This window comes from Syntrophotaleaceae bacterium, from assembly GCA_041390365.1.
GTDB lineage: Bacteria > Desulfobacterota > Desulfuromonadia > Desulfuromonadales > Syntrophotaleaceae > JAWKQB01.
The window spans coordinates 1-16,737 of sequence record JAWKQB010000004.1 but is presented as its reverse complement, the minus strand read 5'-3'; the positions used below and the strand labels follow the sequence as shown (position 1 = coordinate 16,737).

11 protein-coding genes are annotated in these 16,737 nt (G+C 57.7%); all 11 read right to left on the bottom strand.

Annotation, left to right across the window (positions count from 1 at the left end; all coding sequences use genetic code 11):
- Window positions 1–12 precede the first annotated feature (12 nt).
- Complete coding sequence (brxL, locus tag R2940_17610; protein MEZ4601609.1) at window positions 13–2,040, bottom strand: protease Lon-related BREX system protein BrxL; 2,028 nt, start codon at window positions 2,038–2,040, stop codon at window positions 13–15.
- 10 nt (window positions 2,041–2,050) lie between these two features.
- Entirely contained in the window at window positions 2,051–4,645 is a 2,595-nt protein-coding gene (locus R2940_17605; GenBank protein MEZ4601608.1) for a PglZ domain-containing protein, read from the bottom strand.
- A complete protein-coding gene (pglX, locus tag R2940_17600; protein ID MEZ4601607.1) occupies window positions 4,642–8,574 on the bottom strand; it encodes a BREX-1 system adenine-specific DNA-methyltransferase PglX in 3,933 nt (1,310 codons plus the stop codon). The genes R2940_17605 and pglX overlap by 4 nt, the downstream gene beginning before the upstream one ends.
- Window positions 8,575–8,577: 3 nt before the next feature.
- A complete protein-coding gene (gene brxC, locus R2940_17595) occupies window positions 8,578–12,225 on the bottom strand; it encodes a BREX system P-loop protein BrxC (protein MEZ4601606.1) in 3,648 nt (1,215 codons plus the stop codon).
- A 16-nt stretch (window positions 12,226–12,241) separates the two neighbouring features.
- The gene (locus R2940_17590) at window positions 12,242–12,823 is read right to left on the bottom strand and encodes a DUF1788 domain-containing protein (protein ID MEZ4601605.1); all 582 of its coding nucleotides are present in this window, start codon (window positions 12,821–12,823) and stop codon (window positions 12,242–12,244) included.
- Entirely contained in the window at window positions 12,807–13,661 is an 855-nt protein-coding gene (locus R2940_17585) for a DUF1819 family protein (protein ID MEZ4601604.1), read from the bottom strand. Before R2940_17585 ends, R2940_17590 begins: the two co-directional genes overlap by 17 nt.
- The gene (locus R2940_17580; GenBank protein MEZ4601603.1) at window positions 13,654–13,875 is read right to left on the bottom strand and encodes a helix-turn-helix domain-containing protein; all 222 of its coding nucleotides are present in this window, start codon (window positions 13,873–13,875) and stop codon (window positions 13,654–13,656) included. The genes R2940_17585 and R2940_17580 overlap by 8 nt, the downstream gene beginning before the upstream one ends.
- Window positions 13,876–14,074: 199 nt before the next feature.
- Window positions 14,075–14,635: a gamma-glutamylcyclotransferase family protein gene (locus R2940_17575; protein ID MEZ4601602.1), complete on the bottom strand. Its 561-nt coding sequence runs from the start codon at window positions 14,633–14,635 to the stop codon at window positions 14,075–14,077.
- A gap of 11 nt (window positions 14,636–14,646) precedes the next feature.
- Window positions 14,647–15,429 carry a glucosamine 6-phosphate synthetase gene (locus R2940_17570; protein ID MEZ4601601.1) on the bottom strand — a complete coding sequence of 261 codons (783 nt, stop codon included), beginning with the start codon at window positions 15,427–15,429 and terminating at the stop codon, window positions 14,647–14,649.
- The gene (locus R2940_17565; protein MEZ4601600.1) at window positions 15,429–15,929 is read right to left on the bottom strand and encodes a DUF5049 domain-containing protein; all 501 of its coding nucleotides are present in this window, start codon (window positions 15,927–15,929) and stop codon (window positions 15,429–15,431) included. The genes R2940_17570 and R2940_17565 overlap by 1 nt, the downstream gene beginning before the upstream one ends.
- On the bottom strand, window positions 15,926–16,737 hold an 812-nt coding region (locus R2940_17560), incomplete at its 5' end, for an amidoligase family protein (protein MEZ4601599.1). The genes R2940_17565 and R2940_17560, both read right to left, overlap by 4 nt.

Here is a 16,737-nt window from a genome sequence, read left to right as displayed (position 1 = left end):
CCTTGCAATCACCTATGTCATCCCCAGCGCCTTCATCGCTGCCGTCATGGGGTCCGAGAAGAAGATTGGATCGACCCGTTCTACGATATCGCCCGAGACCTCCAGGAAGTTTCGCTTGTTCTCCAAAGGCACCAGCGCCCGACGTGCGCCGTTATCCATGGCGACCTGGAGAGGCTCCACCAGAGATCGAAGGGACTTGATATTGCCCTGGATGCTCAGGTCCCCAAGTATCACAAGGCCCGCCAGCACCGACTGTTTTTTGATGGCGGAGTACACCGCCACGATGAGCGCGACACCTGCTTCACAAGGCACGTGATTACTGAGCAGGTCTATGCCTTCAACATGGAAATCCGTCGTATCCACCTGCTGGGAAATCCCTATCTTGACCTTCTGCGCTGCCAGATAGGCAAAGGCCCGCTGGATCGATTCGCGCATCGTTCCATCGATGCCACCGGCTATTTTGAGTTTCCCGGTACCGGGAGAGCAGCCGACCTCAAGGCGATAGAGACCAACCTTCCCTTGGTCATCCACGGAGGCGGTGTACACCGACCCAGGGGCAAGCGGGTCGGACGCGATCATGTCGCGCCCCCCCTGTTCCGGAACCCCGACGAATCTCTCCTCGCGCGTATCGTTGTCTATGTATGAAAACGAAGTCTGGTGATACTCAAAGGAACCGAGCTTCTTGAGTTGTTCCTTGACACGTCGCCGACCCTCGATGGCCAGCTCAGTGATTTCCGCAAGCTCATCGCGGCTCATTTCACCATGCGGGTAAATCAACTTGATCAGGCCTGAAACCGTCTTCCGAACCGCTTTCACGTCTCTGGCATTAAGATGGGAGCCGAGCGAGAAATGCCTATCTATCGCTTCAGTGAAGTTATGTTTTCGCAGCTCGCGGAGCGCCTCGGCAAGGTAATCAACCACGAATCCATAATGGTCGGTAAAATACTCGACCCGCATCTTCGGAACTTCCCAGCCGGGGATGTAAAAATGGAGGCGATCAAGGAAGGCCATGTCCTCGCGGATCACCTCCGGCATCGGCATGAACAAATGCGAGGAACGCACCATGACGTCGACCGCCTGGTTGGTGTTGCCGAACATCGCTATGGAGGCCATACCGGTAAGAGCGTCCTTCCCGCGGGCAAACATGCCGGATTCACAATAGGTCTTGAGTGTCGTGACCACCTCTTTCGGCATCTTCTGGAGATCGGCCACCTCATCGAAGGCGATGGAGTCCCAGATTCCCACCAGCCCCATCTTTCCACTCGCCATGTTGTAGAAGAGGTTGGCGACGGTCGTGGGGCCGGTCAGGAGGATGGTGTATGGTGACAGCTCCTGATATGCGTAACTCTTGCCCGTACCTCGAGGTCCCAGCTCCACGAGGTTGAAGTTGTGTTCGCAGAGCGGGATCATCCGGACGAGGAACATCATCTTGAGCCGGCGGTCGAAGTTCTGCGGTTCAAGACCTATGGTTCGCAGGAGCAGGTCAAGCCATTCGTCCGCAGAGAACTCGCGACGACAGTTCTGGTATTCCGCCAAGTCGAACGATGCGATCTGAATAGGTTTTATGCTGTCAATCCAGAAGGGGCTCCGCTTGCCCTTGGCATCCTCGTCGTATTGGTGCCGGATGTCGATCTGGGCCCAGATGCCGCCCATGAGAAGCCGGTCGTATTCGCGCAAGAAGTGCTCCGGCACATGGACGAACTTGTGGCCGAAGTTAAGCAGCTCTGCCCAATACTTGTCGTCGTCCGAAAGATAGCGGACCTTCACCTTATCGATGAGCGTGTGCTTGCCCTTGTCCTTGACCATCGACTGCGCCTTGTTGGCCTCATCGGGTCGGACGAAGTTGGAACTGATCGTGGTGTTCACGACGCGAAGCCCCGCCTCGATGGCCGCCGCGTCATCGGTGGCGCAGTACTTACCGAGAAGATACTCAAGGACAAAGACCGGAACGTTCGCCCCGACCTTCACCTTTCGGACGAGGTCCTTGCGAACCACCTTACCGGCAAAAACTCTGGTTGCTTTGCGATCAAGTTCTGGCATCGTTCATCCCTTACATTGCGATAGACACTTCGATTTTCTCCAGCCGTGCCAATTCAGCTCCTGTCGCGGCATCAAGCAAGTACAATCCAACACTCTTTTGGTCCGGCTCCTCGGTGATCATCAAAGTGATCGTATTGGGTGCTATCCTCTTAGAATCGCTCGCATCGTTGCGCAATGCCACATCGCCTGTGGCCTCTTCGAAACCGTAGGACGCACTGACGGCACGCGACACGATCTTTCCTTTCGCTCGCAGTTCAACACGGACTTTCGGCGGTGCGATGTCGAACAGTCCTGAGTTCACACCTGTTAGTTGCACAGAGAAGAACCGGGTCGTAAGTTTTTGACTACCCGGAACGAGCGTCCAGGTGATACCTACCGGCGGACCAGCGGATGGTTTGCAAGACGGACGTAGAACCATGACCGGCACCAGCAATTCCTGTGGCGAAAGCCCGCCATGGAAATAAGCTTTCGCACCCCCCTTGCACTTGAAGCAGGCGAAGGTCCAGGGCGTGGCCAAGTCGAAGTCGCCCTGCATGCCGAGCGCGCTGAGAGGTGCACGCAGGAATGCATCGCCCGCATTGCCCCCATGCCCCACCCAAACCCGGCGATGGAGGTCCGCGGTTTCGCCGCCCGGCGAGTCCACTTTCATGTCTTCGCTCAGTTCATCGGCGAAGAGATGTCCATGGTCAGCCGCCAGGACGATGCGCTCGATACCCATGTCAAAGAGCACTCGAACGCCCCGCCGCAGGTCGTTCAGGACACCGTCCATTTGTCTGCGCGCCTGGGTGATGTTGTCCTGCTCGCAGAGTTCATCAATCTCTTGCGATGTCACAAGAATCAACTGCGCGTTTTCGATGCCTTCGCGAACCTTCTTGGAGGGCTTGGGCAGGAGATTGTCCAACTTGGCGTCAAAGACATCCACGCCCGCATGCTTCTTCAGAAGCGTCAGCCGGTCTTTGCGATCCTTAATGAGGCTCCCGTTGATTTCCAGCGCCAGTTTGCCGCTGCCTGCCGTCACGACCTTTGCATCGCCCTGAGCGCCGGGCAGCAGCGCCGCCATGCCGATCTCGGTCACGGTGGGCACGGCGGCGAGGGCCGGATGGAGGTCCACCTCGAAATCTTCCCTGAGCAAGCGGGCCAGCTCCCGGCCCATTTCGAATCGAAGCGCATCCACCCACACATAGGCGGTCTTCTTCTCGGCGAGGAACGGCTTGACGTGGTTCTCGAAAACCTCGCGCTGGCGCATAACGCTCTTGTCCGGGGCGTTTTTCTGCAGTTCCGTCAGGAATTGCCGGGCGATCTCAGAGCCTACCGCCACGTAACGCCGTCTGGCCTGGATCACCAGTTTCTCGATGCTGTCGTGGTCGTCGCCATGGGGCTCGAAGTTGTACCAACGGCTCTCCATGTGACGATGCTGAGTATCCAGCAGACACCAGGGCTCCGCACCTTCGGTATATTCCTTGATCATCCCGGTGACCGACTGCGGGGATTTTTTTAACGCCTTCTCGACGCGCTCAGCCTCCAGTAGTACCTCGGCAGCGGAAGCAACAAGCGCCCACCGAGCCTGAAGTTTCGGTTCCGCATCGCACCAAAAGCCAGCCTTGCGGGACTCGGCCAGGACCAACATATCGCCGTCTGTTTTCTCCAGAAGCCGGTTCTCTGCATGTCTCAACAGCGCCCTCTCAATAGCCGGGAAGGTTTCGACATTTGTCATCGCCTCCGGCTCGAACGTCAAGGCGGCGAGGTTGAACTCCTGTTCCACCCTGAGCGCGGCGGCCACGTAGCTGTCACGCCGGTCACGGCGTAAACGCCACGCCCGGGCCAGATCAACGCATGCGGTGGCGGTAGCGGGCGCTGTGGCGACGGGAGCCGAGGCCAGACTGGACGGTACAGTCTGGCCAAGTCCTGAAATAAGATCGGTCATCAAGACGTGCCGGGCCAGCCGTTGGCGGAGGACGTCCAACCCGTCGCCATCAGGGGCGTCGAAACCGAGGTTATGCCGTAGAAGTTCCACAAGTTCGCCTTTGGCGTCCTTTTTGGTAATGCTCTCATCGAGACGATCATTGTCGAGAAAAGAGAGGGCGACCTCCTGCGGGTTGCCGGTGCCAAAGATAAGGGCAATCACTCCCTTGGAAATCTCGCCGCCTTTGTCGGCCAAGGCGTCGAGGTCGGCTAGGGTCAACTTTCCTGCTTCGGTCTGCTTTTCCACATGGGCAGCGGTGTCTTCGCCCAGAACGCCTTTCAGGGCGTTGCGGGCCACAACGGCCAGTCGGGTGTTGCGCGCCGGGGGCTGCTGGCCGGGCTGCATGATCACACCAGCAGATTCCAACTCGATGAGGGCGTGATGGGTCTGGTCCTGAGCCATCGGCACATAGACCACCATGCGGGGCGCCTCTTCGCCGTCCATGAGATGCTTCTGGTCTATTTCCCAGCGCAACTGGACAAAACTGCCTTTGTAGCGAAGCACATCGGTATCGGGTAGGTCCAGCGCCGGCAGAGCAGCCGCATACGCGCCATCCGGGTCGTACCAAACCACGAGGCCGTTGTCGTTGACCTGCTTGGCGATCAGACTGATGAGATGTTCTGTTACGATGCCGAGGCTCATTTGTTCACCAGCCCCTTCTCGCGCATTTGTTTGCCGATGCTCGACCATTCGTACTTGCCCGCGACGAGGTCTTCCCAGTATTCCTTCGCCTCTTTCCATGGCACCAGCTCAAAGAGCGGGGCGATGGTGAGAACCACCCCGTCATTGAGGTCAGGGACAAGATGGAGGTTTGCGGCCCTGCGGAGCTTGTCCGCAAAGTCGTGCAGCTCGGAGACCAACTGATCCTGGCGGTCCATGTCCTTTTCGATCTGCTTGGCCTCGCGTCCGGAACTTCCTGCAGCTTCTTTTCGACCCCTCAAGGATTTCAGACGGTCCTCCTCCATGCGTATCTTGGGCTCCACATAATTGAGCAGCGCCTTGAAGAGAATGTCCTTGTCCAGGCGGTGATAGTAAAGCCACAGTCCATAGTTGCCCCTGGCCGAGCGCAGGTACCAGTAGATCGGAGCCTTTCGACGGCTCTTGGAGTAGCGCTTGACGTGGTCCATCCAGAAGCCGCCGTTGCCGGGCTTGCGGAAATAGTCGCGCAGCTCCCGCACGCCCAGGATTTCCCAGGCTTCCCGTTCGATGGCCTCGGCGCGGTCTTTCCAGATCACCTCCAGCACGTCTTGAACGCGACGGATGATGTCATCCTCATGCCCAGGGTCATCCACCAGGATGCCGTCCCAGTCGATCCGGATAGGATAATCGGACGGTACATCCTCCGGCTTGGCGGGTAAACCGTCCGTACCTTGGAGCATGCCTGGCGGACAGACAGGGAGCGGGTCGAAGGGATCGGGGAGTTCTGGGCACTGCCGCTCGCCGGTGGCGAAACGGATATCCCATCGACCTACGGAACAACCAAGCAGATACGACACCACACCATGCACCACTTGAGATATTGACGCTGTACTATCGGCCTCTTCTTCTTTGTCAGATTCATCAGATAATCCGGCATTAGAAGACGCGCGTTCGATCAACTCACTGATTTGGTGGCGTTCTCCGATTTCAAGTTTGTAGGCTGATTCGACGGCAGTCTCCAACTGGCTCGTTAAACTGGCTATTTCTTGTTGTGTTGTTGAACTACACTCGGCAAGTTCCTGAAATAAGTCTTTTACATCCATTGCAATAGAAACCCACGGATGGACGAATACAGGTGACACTTCATTGGATTTATCCAGTTCTCTATTAGACACCCAGCCCTTATACGCAAGATCGCCGATAACTTCTCCTGCTGTTCTGTTATCGCTGATTCGGGGGACTGGGAGAAGGTCGACATAGCCCGCGTGCTTGTGTTGACCGCAGTAAAAGTTCAAGATCACCGAACAAAGTGGGGAATTCAGAATCCCAAGGTAGTACCAAATATCCGACAGTGAATCTGGAAGGACAAATAGTCCTTCCACTGTGAAAACATGACCGGAAGGAACAAGATGTGCGTCCAGAATATCGCCTCTCTTCCCGTACCCAATGCCCGGCTTCTGCTGTCGTTCAGCGTTTGACCATCGTGTCGACGGATGCTTCTTTAGGAAAGTGCCGTCTCCATTCCATCTGACAATTTCTATAAGAGGAAGGTAGAAACGCGTAAACGATCCGCCGTTATACATGGCTGACCATGTTGCGTTATTACCAATAAGGGATGGATCGACTTCCCACCGAAGGCGGCCATACCAATCCATTTTAATCGCATGCCCTTGTAGGGCTTTTGCACCTCCATCCTTCAGGGCAGGAATGGAGTTAAACCAACGAATAATGAAACTCGGCATATCGTGGGCGATGGACGCATTTGGTAATCGTAAGAAGGATGTTGACCTAAGCCATTTGTGACCTCCGCCCATATTGGTCGGTACTATAGCTGCAACGAGTTCACTATCTTTGTTCGCTGCAGCCCGACAATCAATGAATAGCTGCTCTCCGTTGAGTTCTGAAGATTCAGAAAACACCACAGCCGAAACTTCCACATTTGCATCGAGAACATTCCATCCTAAGTCCGCCATGGGTCCAATATTCAATGAACCAAGCGCATACTGGGTTCTGAAATCCTGATAGCTGGACTTGATCAGTATGGTGCGATCAGTTACGGTCCCTATTTTAGCGCCAACACTCAGCATAGAAATAAGTCTACCAACAAATGCTGAAGCAAGATTCTTGCACCAATGGGGCACAACTCGAGAGACATGCTGGATGGCACTTTGTACGCACTCACCAAACGGTGGATTCATCAGCACCGTGTCGTAGCGCTTGCGGCAGAGGTCGATGAAGGCGAAGCCGCGGGCCGCATCCTCAGCGAACAATCGGCGGCGGAAGCCGCGGCCGTTTTCGGCCTGTGTGGCGTAGCGGCGAAGGGCCTCGACGATTTCCTCCTCGGCACGATCAAGGAACACCTCATCCGTCATATCAGCAAAGTCAAAAATGGAAGGTTGGTCTCGCTTAACCAACTCTGGAAATAGCGACCACTTTGCTTTGTCTTGGTGTTTCTTCCACTGAATGAATTCGAATTTCGCTTTGCCTGCCGCCTCACGAATCTCTTCCTCGATCTTGAGCAGGCTTCCCGCCTCGCCGGCGAGCTTCATCTTCTCGAAGACCGCCTCGACGAGTTGGCCCAGCACTTTGGGCTGCAGGGTAGAGGTGAATTCCTTCAGCAGGTCCGTCTCGCCCGGCATCGGTTCAGCGCAGACGATGTTGGAGCGGGTGATCTTTGGGCGTTCCCCGTTCTTCAGACCCAATTCCTGATACGCCCGCTGGCAGCGCAACCACAGGGCCAGCGCCGCGATCTGGGTAGCCCGCAGATCAATGTCAATGCCGTGCAGGTTGTGCTTGAGGATCAGCGCGGGCACAGCACGTCGGAGATCTTCAATCGCCGGGTAATCCCTCCTTAGCGCCGCGCCTAAGTCCGGATCGTCGTAGGCTTCTTCATAAATGACTTGAAGCAGGTCAAAGCAATAGAGGAGGAAATGCCCGGAGCCGCAGGCCGGGTCGAGGACCTTAAGCTCGCGCGGGTCTTTCTTGGGCCGGTGAGGTATGTAAACTGGCTGCTTCAGCAGTTCTTCCTGCGAAAGGTCTTCACGCGCCTCTTTTGACTCCGCCGGAGGCAGCTCACCATCCTTCAGGAATATCTCCATGGGACGCCGCACCAGGTATTTGCAGCGGTCTTTGAGGATGGTCTTGCCCTTGCGCATCTCGTACCAGATGCGGCCGAGGGTGTTATCGGTTAAGAACTCCACCACATACCGAGGGGTGAAGAACTGATTACGGAAGGCAAGCTCATAAGAATTGCGCGGGGCCTGACTTTCTTTGCGGGCCTTGTCGCGCAACTCTTTCGGCGTGAAATACTGGTAAACCCAACCGATGGTCTCGTCTTGAGACCAGATGTCCTTGAGGTCTCCATCGTTGATCAGGGCCAACACCTCGTCCAGCACCCTTTGCGGTGGGTAGATGCGATTCGCCGGGTCATTAGGATTAAAGAGAACGCCGATTTCTTGCGAAAGCGTTCCACCCAGCCAGTCGAGGAAGTTCCGGTATGCCGTCTCTTGCCCGCCGCCGTTATGGAGCTTTTCGTCTTCCGGGTGGTCGGCGAGGTAGAAGAAAAAGCCTTGGGATTTGAGCCCGCGGCTCACGGCCTCGCGGATAAGGCCCCGGGACTCCATCATCTTATAGGCACAGAGGCGGTTGAGATGGGTGAAACTGATCTCGCGGACAAGCTGTTCCAGCGCCTCGCTCGGCTTGTAGCCGATGGCCTGGATGTGCTCCAGATGGTCCAGTAGGTCCTGGCGGCAGGCGCGGTCCTCCTCGGTGAGGTGCGCCATGCGGGCCTCGTCCTCAATTTGGACCTCGCCCTTTTTGCGGGACGCGTAGATGCCGAAACGTCCCTGGAGAGCTTGGGCTGTGGAGTCCTCCAGCAGCTTTCGGCACTGGGTCACGACGCCTCGCAGCTTGTTTCGTATGGTCTGGTCCATGAATTACTCCACCACGATCTTTACGCCCTCATCGAGCAGTTTCAGGAGATGGTCCTGCAGGCGGGCCACGGCCTTCTTGACCTGGTCCGCCGATTCAAATGATCCGGAGAAATACTCGGACACCCGGACGCGTTCGACTTTCACCTCGGGCGGCGTCGTCAGCCGCTGGATTTCGGAAACGACCTTGGCAAAAAGGCCGCCAAGGGCCTCGATATCCGATTCCATCTGGCTTACTCCGGCGCGGCAAGCGTTGCAGGCAAGGCTCGTCTCCGGGAAATCACTCTCGGCGCAACCGCGTGATGCCAGCGGGGAAAGCACCGGTTCCCGCATGGACTCAGGCACCTGCTCCCATTCCTTCCGTCCCTTGATCTTTTCGACCGCATCGCGATACTGAGCCGCTCGCTCGGTATGGGTCTTTTCATAGAGTTCGCGATACGCGGTCAGGATTTCCTGCGCGCACTTCTCGATCTGCGCCATGGACTCAAAGAAGGTCTCGGACTGCAATAGTTCACGAAGCTCTTTGCCTTTTTCTGCCCACTGCCCACTGCCCACTGCCGACTCCAACTCGCGGGACATTTCGTTGGCAGCCAGCCGCGCTCTCAGCAGGGTCGCCAGCCCCTTTTCGTTCAGACATTCGGCGATCTTGCGGATTCGCTCACGGCCCTCCTTGAGCGAGGCGGCACCGCCGGCCAGAAGGTTCACGCAGTCGTCGGCGGAGCCGTTCTCGATATTCGCCAGTGCTTCCCGGTACTCCTCTAAGATGGCCAGCACCGGTAAATAACGGGCTTTGGCCTCCGCGATAATGGGAACGACTTCCTTGGTCTCTGCCTCGGCATACTGTTTTGCGGCCGTCCCGATGGCGTTTTTCTCCACATCCACGGTCTTGCCGGTTAGACCCTCATAGCTCTGAACCGCCTGCGTAAGGGTCTTGAGATCGACCGGTTTAATCGGGGTGAATATCGCCGACTTGAATTTCGTGTTATTGACGAAGGGTTCCCGGCTTCGCGGTTCCGTGTAGGAATCGAACTTCTGGCCGCCGAAGGAAACCTCGATGACGCCTGCACGGAAAAGAACAGCGAGGACCAGACGCAACACGTCGCGTTCCCATCCATAGGGCGTGCCGTTGAATCGAGTCTCGAGAGCCTTGCCAAGGCAAGCGTCCCTATTGCCATACTCGTGCTGGCTGACGAGGTAATCACGGACCTCTTTGGCCACATCGGCGCTTGGGTTCGGCACGTACTTTGGACCTTCCTTGGTGACCAGCCCCAGACCGCGTTCGCCGACATAAAACACTTGAGGAAGGGCCTTTAGATCAGCGGCCTTCAGGAAAACATCGGGTTCATCCCCGTGCAGCGGGCGCGAACCCATTTCCAATTTGGGATAGAGGTCGGGAACGATCTGCTCCAGAAATTTCTTGATAATCTCACCCAGGTTCTTGCCGAGCGACGATGCATCCCTCGCCACGCCGCGAAACATCCCTGTCCCACGCTCAATCGCTTCCGTGACCTTGTCCCTAAGCCGTGATTCGTAATTCAGGACGAAATTCTTCTCGTCCTGGAGGCAGGTGGCCTCGTCCGGGGTGATTTTGCTCTGGGCTCGAAGCTGGTCGTATTTTTCAACCATCTTCCTGGACGCAAAGAGCTGGGCCACCAGTTCGTCAATCTCCGGCGCAAGGGAGAATACCCAGTAGAGGTCGTTTTCGTGGGCCTTCTGCCGGCTTTCGTCTCGAATCTCGTTGATCCGGTTGGACAGCTCGCTATCATCCTCAGCCATAGCCAGGGACACCTTGATATCGCCTTCATCCCCGACGGATATACCGTCCACGCTAATCCCGATGCGGAAGGTGCGGTAATCCTTGTGCCGGTATGTCCGGAGGGCGGGTTCGCCAAAGATGGAGCGCAGAGCGTTTCGGACGATTTCATTCCGATCACGGGGTTTGGGATCGAGGGCCTTTTTCTCGGTCTCCCAGTTCTTTTCCTGGGCGGTCTGGAGCTTCCAGCCATCCTCGGTGTTGCGGATAAACTGCGCATCGTAGAGTTTCTTGATGGCTGCCTCGACCTGGGCGACCGGTGTCGGGTCGCCGACCTTATCGATCAAGAAGGCGGCGATGTTCGCCTCCGTTCGAGGCAGGTCGCGGACGAATTCCAGAAGACAAATCACCTTGGCAACCCGAAGCGTCCATTGCTTGTCCGGGTCGCCTTTGAATCGCTCGCTGATTTCATGAATGTCTGTGCGGCGCTCGTTCGAAAGGTTGCCTTCAACAAGCTCATAGACGCGATCCAACGTTACCAGGGTGCCAATTGGACAATCGGCGAGCCTCGTCCGGTTGGATACAAGCATCTCGTAAGCCTGCTTGATGATCGTCCGGTTGCTTCCTCCGAAGTGCCTGGGCGCTCCGGGCTGAAGCCGAATTCCCGACATGATGCTGATGCCGATGTCGATGTAGTGCGGCGGGTACGGATAGAACTGGACGAAATCATCTTCACTGACAGCCGTTCGACGTGAGGTGCGTTCAAGTCGCAATGCGGCGTTCAGTGCCCCTTGGTTCGCACTATAAAGCTTCCGGAGAATCGGCAGGGCGTCGTCTTTCTTGGCCAGGACGCGCCGCGTGGCCACCTCGCGAATGTCTGATGGCGCGAGATCAACTCGATGACGGAATCGGTCCTGAAGCTTCGCCAGTTCAACCCGCTTGGAGTCAATGGCGGCCACCACCTCGTCGAGTTTCTCCTGGGAGGTTACGACGATCCAGCACGGTGCCGGTATCTTTCTTGCTTTCAGCAGATTCCTGCCGACTTTCCCGAATTCCTCGATGGTGGCCCGTAAGTCTTCGATCTTGTCGCCGCTGCGGGCGACATGTTGGCCGACCTCATCGATAACCAGAACCAGCGCCTTCCCAGGACGCCTGCGGCCAAAGAGTTCGAACGTGCGGTGTACAACCTTGCTCACGCTGATTGCCGCATCACGACTGCGTTGGGTATGCGCCCATGAATCGGCGGCTGGATAGGTCACTGGATCAAGGGCGTGAAGAACAGCGCTTGCCCGCGATAGCCGTTGTGCGCCTTTGCGGACGATACGCCACTCCTGACTGTGGATTTGTTTGCATTTGGCGATGAACTGTTCCAGTTTGCCCTCCGCTTCGAGTTCGATCTCAAGTTCTGCGATATCGAAATCTTCAGCGTAGTCGAGCTCTCTGAGCAGGGCGGTGTAGATAAACTCGGCGATGCGTTGTGTGACGCGGCGAGTGTCCTGCTCCTTGGCGATGTCGAAAAGGATGACCTCGGTGGGAAAGCGGGTATTGATAAGGTCAAGCAGATTACGGACCTGCTCATCACGGATCTGCTGTTTGAACAGGGCCGAGAAATCCTGTCCAAGGACCTTTCTGTTCTCCAACGCATACCCGAAATTCTTTGCGAATGAGCTCTTGCCTGAGCCGAAAAAACCGGAAACCCAGACGCCGACGCTTTCATGGGGTTCCGTCGGGGCCTCTGCAACGGCTTTTAGGAGAGCCGCGTACTGATCGCGAATGCTGTCCGTGGCAATGTACTCGGTGATTTCCGAATACACGGACTGCTCGTCGGTTTGATCGACCTGGATGATCTCTTCGATCTTCCGACTCAAATCCCGCGACAGGAGGTTGCCAATCGTTTTCATGTGCTCTCCTTGAGTCCTATCCATAAATTTTCACCCGGTAGTTTCCTAATGCATCACGGTCTTTAAGGGCCATGAACCTCAAGCCTGTTGTCCCTTCGATAGAACCGGGATAGAAAAGGATCGTGGTCAATGATGTTTTGCCCTGCATCTGATCGAGCAACTTGGACATGTGATAGATACCGGGTGCCATTGCCGCCGCCCGCATCAAGAAGACCACCTGAGTTGCAGCATCCAGGGATTGAAGATGCTCTGTCAGAAGACCGGCCAAAGGCCGCCAGTCACGGTCGGACAAGTACGTGGTCATCTGCTCCTGGGCTTCAAGAAAGCCTCGCTCATTCTCAAGCTCGACTACCGCATCAATTCCTTCGCTTTCCTGAATTGCCTTCCATAAGAGGTCAGACATGTGGACGATGCATGTTTTTCTGCCCGCTTCTTCCAGCCGCGTTGCCAGCAATCGTGCTTCCCGCCGAATCGTCCACTCTTCCTCCGGGTCATAGCGAAAAATGGCGAATGGCAGATCATGGTAGACGCTGATCCGAGGAGGATTCGCCTTCAGGTCGTTCTCGAGGAGTTCAATTCGATTATTGAGTGAGGACATTTGCATACTCCTCAAGGGTTTCTACGGGAAAGCTCAGGCGAGTGACACTGCCCGCAACGTGGTATTCAAGCAGTCCATGCTGATGCGCTTCCAGAAAGAACCGCTCCACTCCCTCGCGGGGTAGGAAGAACAGTTTCCAATCGACAAGATCAAGCAGTTTGGCTCCCGATGGTTGGTGTTGCTTCAGGTAAAACGCGATGTACGCGAAGGCTTGGACGGACAGGTAGGCTGGGGCAATGCGTTTATTGACCGCTCCCTGAAGGACGCCAAAATCACGGAGCGTTGAGAGCACGCCTTGCGTGACGCGTCGTACAGTGGAATCCCCCCAAGGACCTGAAGTTTTTCCCTCTTCAACCCATTTTCGCAGCGCCAATTCAATCTCCCGGACATCAATCTCCATGACGCCCCGTGACCAATGCGGCACCAGCAGCTCAATTACCACATCGCGCAAGAGCGAGTCAGCGCGCACTGCATGGAAATACAGAATCCGGTCAAGGGTGTTGCCGTTGGACTGACGGCTCACAATAGTCGCTAGAGCCCGAGCAACCGGCTCTTCAACCAGATACCGTTGCCGGAAAATCGCCAAGATATCCTCTGCACGGGACCGCGACGTTTTTCCCAAGAGGTTCTGACGACGCACGCGCTGGAGGTTCTCACTGACGGACAGGGCTGGGTCCCATGCAGACAAAAGAGCTTTCGTGTCCGGAAGAAGAGCCCCCGCCTTAATAATCTTGCTGCTGTAAAGCGGTGGGGTGATCGTCCCCTTTCTTCGAGAGGCGTCCTCGACTTTTCCCGCAGCTCTCTCAGCCTGTTTTGTTTTGTTAAGTGGCTTAGTCATCAGTTTTCTTTTCCGTAGCAGATGGGTCGCCTGCCTCACTCGCTCCGCCGGCACGTACCCAATCGTCGACTTCCGAGATCTTGAACCGGAAAAGCCGTCCGACACGATGGGCCGGCAACCCCATCTTCTCTATCCATCGATATACGGAGTCCTTGTTGACACCGAGATGCTTGGCAACATCCTCGACCCCGACCCATCGTTCTTCAGCGGTCATTTCGTCCCTCTTAGACAGGTTCTGCCTGTGTCGAAAGTGTCACGACAGGCAGGTCAGTCAGATGCCTACGAACACCAACGAAACCAGACCAAAGTATACACAAGTGGCCCTCTTCAGTCAAGGACAAACGGTGAAATATCGCTTTTCTGGGATTTCACCGCGCCATCCTTCTGACTTGGGCTTGTGCTTTTATGGGTTTTCAGCGCCAGACCCCACCGGATAGCTCTCTGAAACTCCCGGTCCAGCGATCCCCCACCACATAGAGCCATGCCGGAAGCACGATTCCGTGGACCTGCGCCGAAGTCAGGACGCGGCGGTAGAGGCAGGGACCGCCAGGGTGAAACCCCTCCAGCCGGTCGATGGCCGGAAGGCGGGTTTCGGGATCGTCGAAGGCAAGAAGCTCCCCGTACACGGGGCCCCAGGGCGCGCCTGTGCCCTTCTTCGGGAGCCGGTCGGGGGTTGGCTCGGGATTGGACATGCGGGCCGTCACCTGCGCTTGTGTGGCCACGTCGGCGAGCGGGTTGGTGGTCCCGACGGCAAGGATGTCCTCCTCCGGGACCTCCAGGACGGGGATTCCGGAGGATGTCTCGAAGAGGCGGCCGCGGACGACGGCGTCCTCCACCGCCAGGACTCCCCGGCAGAATCGGTCGTGGTTCCAGAAACCGCGCTTCAGTGTGCCGTAGACGAAGAGTCTCAGCATTCCGTTTGTGTTCGGCTTCAAGGGTTCTGTTGGGTTCATTGCCTGGTTCATGAGGTTCATTGGAGTGTCTGTCATGGCTCCGCGCCCTTTCTCTCCTGGGCGACGAACTCGAAGGGCTCCATCGAGTACGCGGCCAGGTCCTCGCGCCGGAACACCACCAGGCTCATGGGCGGGACCGCAATCTCACGCCAGCCTTTTTCCTCCGCCAGCACGGCGTCGAGGTATGCGGGGTCCGAAGCGTAGAGAACCGCTTTGCGGCGGGGATGCCAGCGCAGTTCCAGCGGTCGGTTGCCCTTGAGCACGATGACGGTTTGCGGGTCGGTCCGGCAGGCGATGACGGCGGTGATCTGACCCCGACAGCGTCGGAGCCGGGCTTTGAACCGCTCGATATCCATAGCACCGTCCCGCGCGGCGTTCGCGGCCAGGCGGAACAGAATCTCGCTGTCCACCTCGGCGAAGCGCCGCATCTTCCAGCGCCGGAACAGGTAGTCGGCGTTGTAAATGGTGCCGTTGTGGGTGCCGATCACCTCCCCGGCGCGGATCGGGTGGTTGTTGCTGTTGACCCGCTCGTCCCCTCGGGTGCGCCACCGGGTATGGCCGAGCAGAAGCGTGGCGCGGTTGTTTATGCCGGCCAGGAGTTCGGCGAAGGCCTTGTCCGTGACAAACCGCTCGGCCGTCACCGGGCGTTTGAAGAGACGGTGGCATCCGTCGATATCGAGCCAAGCCGCGCCGGTGGCATGGGGCCCGCGCTCCTCGCTCAATACAAGCAAGCGGGTAAAGAGCCAGGCGAGATACTCCCGCTCCTCGGCGCGCCGCCGCTTATTTCCGAAGATGACTCCCGCGAGCCCGCACATCAGGATTTCCCTCCCTGCGGATCGACGATGAACCCGCGGAAGACGCCCTCGGCGTATTCCTTCGGGTGCTCCTCGATCCAGCGCGCGGCGTCGGGCCAGCCGAGCTCCCCGGCCAGCCGGGCGACGACCGGTCGGTCGAGCATGTTGGTCTGCCCGGAGAGTCGGACCGCGTCGATGCCCTGCCAGACCAGGGCGGGAATCAGTATCCGCGCGGGTTTGTCGTCCTGCACCTCGGCAAGGCCGTGTTTGATCAATGCATCTAAAAAGGATGCGGCCTTTTCCTCGGGCGTATCGCCCCGGACCGTAAGCTCGACGCCGGACAGCATCTTGGCGTTGCGCAGGACCATGTCGATGTAATCCTCGAGGTCCCGCTGGTCGGAAAAGAGAGTGGCTCCTTTCATGGCCAGGACCACGTCGGTCACCGTCGCCCCGGTGAAGACCTCGCCGTCACCTTCAAGCGGCCGCCCGTCGATGGCGATGTTTCGGATCAGCACTCTCATGACGCACCTCCTTGCGTCCCGCCGGTCTCGTCCCCCGAAAACGCCGGAGGCCGGGTTTGACTCGGGCCATCCATGGCCCTCGCCCTTCGGGCGCGCCCTTGGCGCGTCCAATCCGGCTGTCCTGCCGGATTGTCGGGCCCGGCCTCCGTGAAGGGTTCCGCCTTGTCGGCGGGTTGTTCATTTGGTTTCACCCTGCCGCGTTTGAATGCCGAGTCCCCCGGCAGGGCGGCGATCAGATGCTTGCGCGCGGTCTTGAACTCATCACCGATGAGCCCCAGGTGGAGCAGGAAGACCCGGAAGTCGTACCGGGCGCTCTGCGGGTCGAAGGACCTCTTGCGGCTCGATGCGGCCCGGCCGTTCAGCGCCTTGGCCGCCACGGCCAGGACCAGTTGGACGTAGGCTTTCACCTTTCCCGCGTGGAGCGTCCCCTCGAACCAGCGGAACTCGACCGTGCCGCGGTACCAGACGTTGTGCAGGTTCACGCCGTGGTAGCGGGTGCTGTCGTAGTGCTGGGGCTGCCGGTTGTGGTAGCCGTACCAAATGTGGTTGAGCTGGTCCCTGGTCCTGGGACGGCGGCGCTCGATCTGCGCGATGAGATCGTCGCTCACCGGTTTGCTGTAGTTGCGGCGGCGGGTCTCGTTAACACCCAGGGCGGTGAGGATGAGCGCTTCCTGTTTGTAGACGATCTTGGCGAGGTTGCCGAGGGTCCGGCCGTCAAAGGCTGTCGCGTCGACGTGGACATGGATGCCGCAACGGTCGTCCACCTTGGCTCCGCAGGCCCGCAGCGCCCGGACGACCTCCTGGAGGA

Coding starts and splice junctions, on each gene's coding strand:
- brxL (MEZ4601609.1), bottom strand. CDS start 2,040: ATGCCAGAACTTGATCGCAAAGCAACCAGAGTTTTTGCCGGTAAGGTG.
- R2940_17605 (MEZ4601608.1), bottom strand. CDS start 4,645: ATGAGCCTCGGCATCGTAACAGAACATCTCATCAGTCTGATCGCCAAG.
- pglX (MEZ4601607.1), bottom strand. CDS start 8,574: ATGGACCAGACCATACGAAACAAGCTGCGAGGCGTCGTGACCCAGTGC.
- brxC (MEZ4601606.1), bottom strand. CDS start 12,225: ATGAAAACGATTGGCAACCTCCTGTCGCGGGATTTGAGTCGGAAGATC.
- R2940_17590 (MEZ4601605.1), bottom strand. CDS start 12,823: ATGTCCTCACTCAATAATCGAATTGAACTCCTCGAGAACGACCTGAAG.
- R2940_17585 (MEZ4601604.1), bottom strand. CDS start 13,661: ATGACTAAGCCACTTAACAAAACAAAACAGGCTGAGAGAGCTGCGGGA.
- R2940_17580 (MEZ4601603.1), bottom strand. CDS start 13,875: ATGACCGCTGAAGAACGATGGGTCGGGGTCGAGGATGTTGCCAAGCAT.
- R2940_17575 (MEZ4601602.1), bottom strand. CDS start 14,635: ATGAACCTCATGAACCAGGCAATGAACCCAACAGAACCCTTGAAGCCG.
- R2940_17570 (MEZ4601601.1), bottom strand. CDS start 15,429: ATGTGCGGGCTCGCGGGAGTCATCTTCGGAAATAAGCGGCGGCGCGCC.
- R2940_17565 (MEZ4601600.1), bottom strand. CDS start 15,929: ATGAGAGTGCTGATCCGAAACATCGCCATCGACGGGCGGCCGCTTGAA.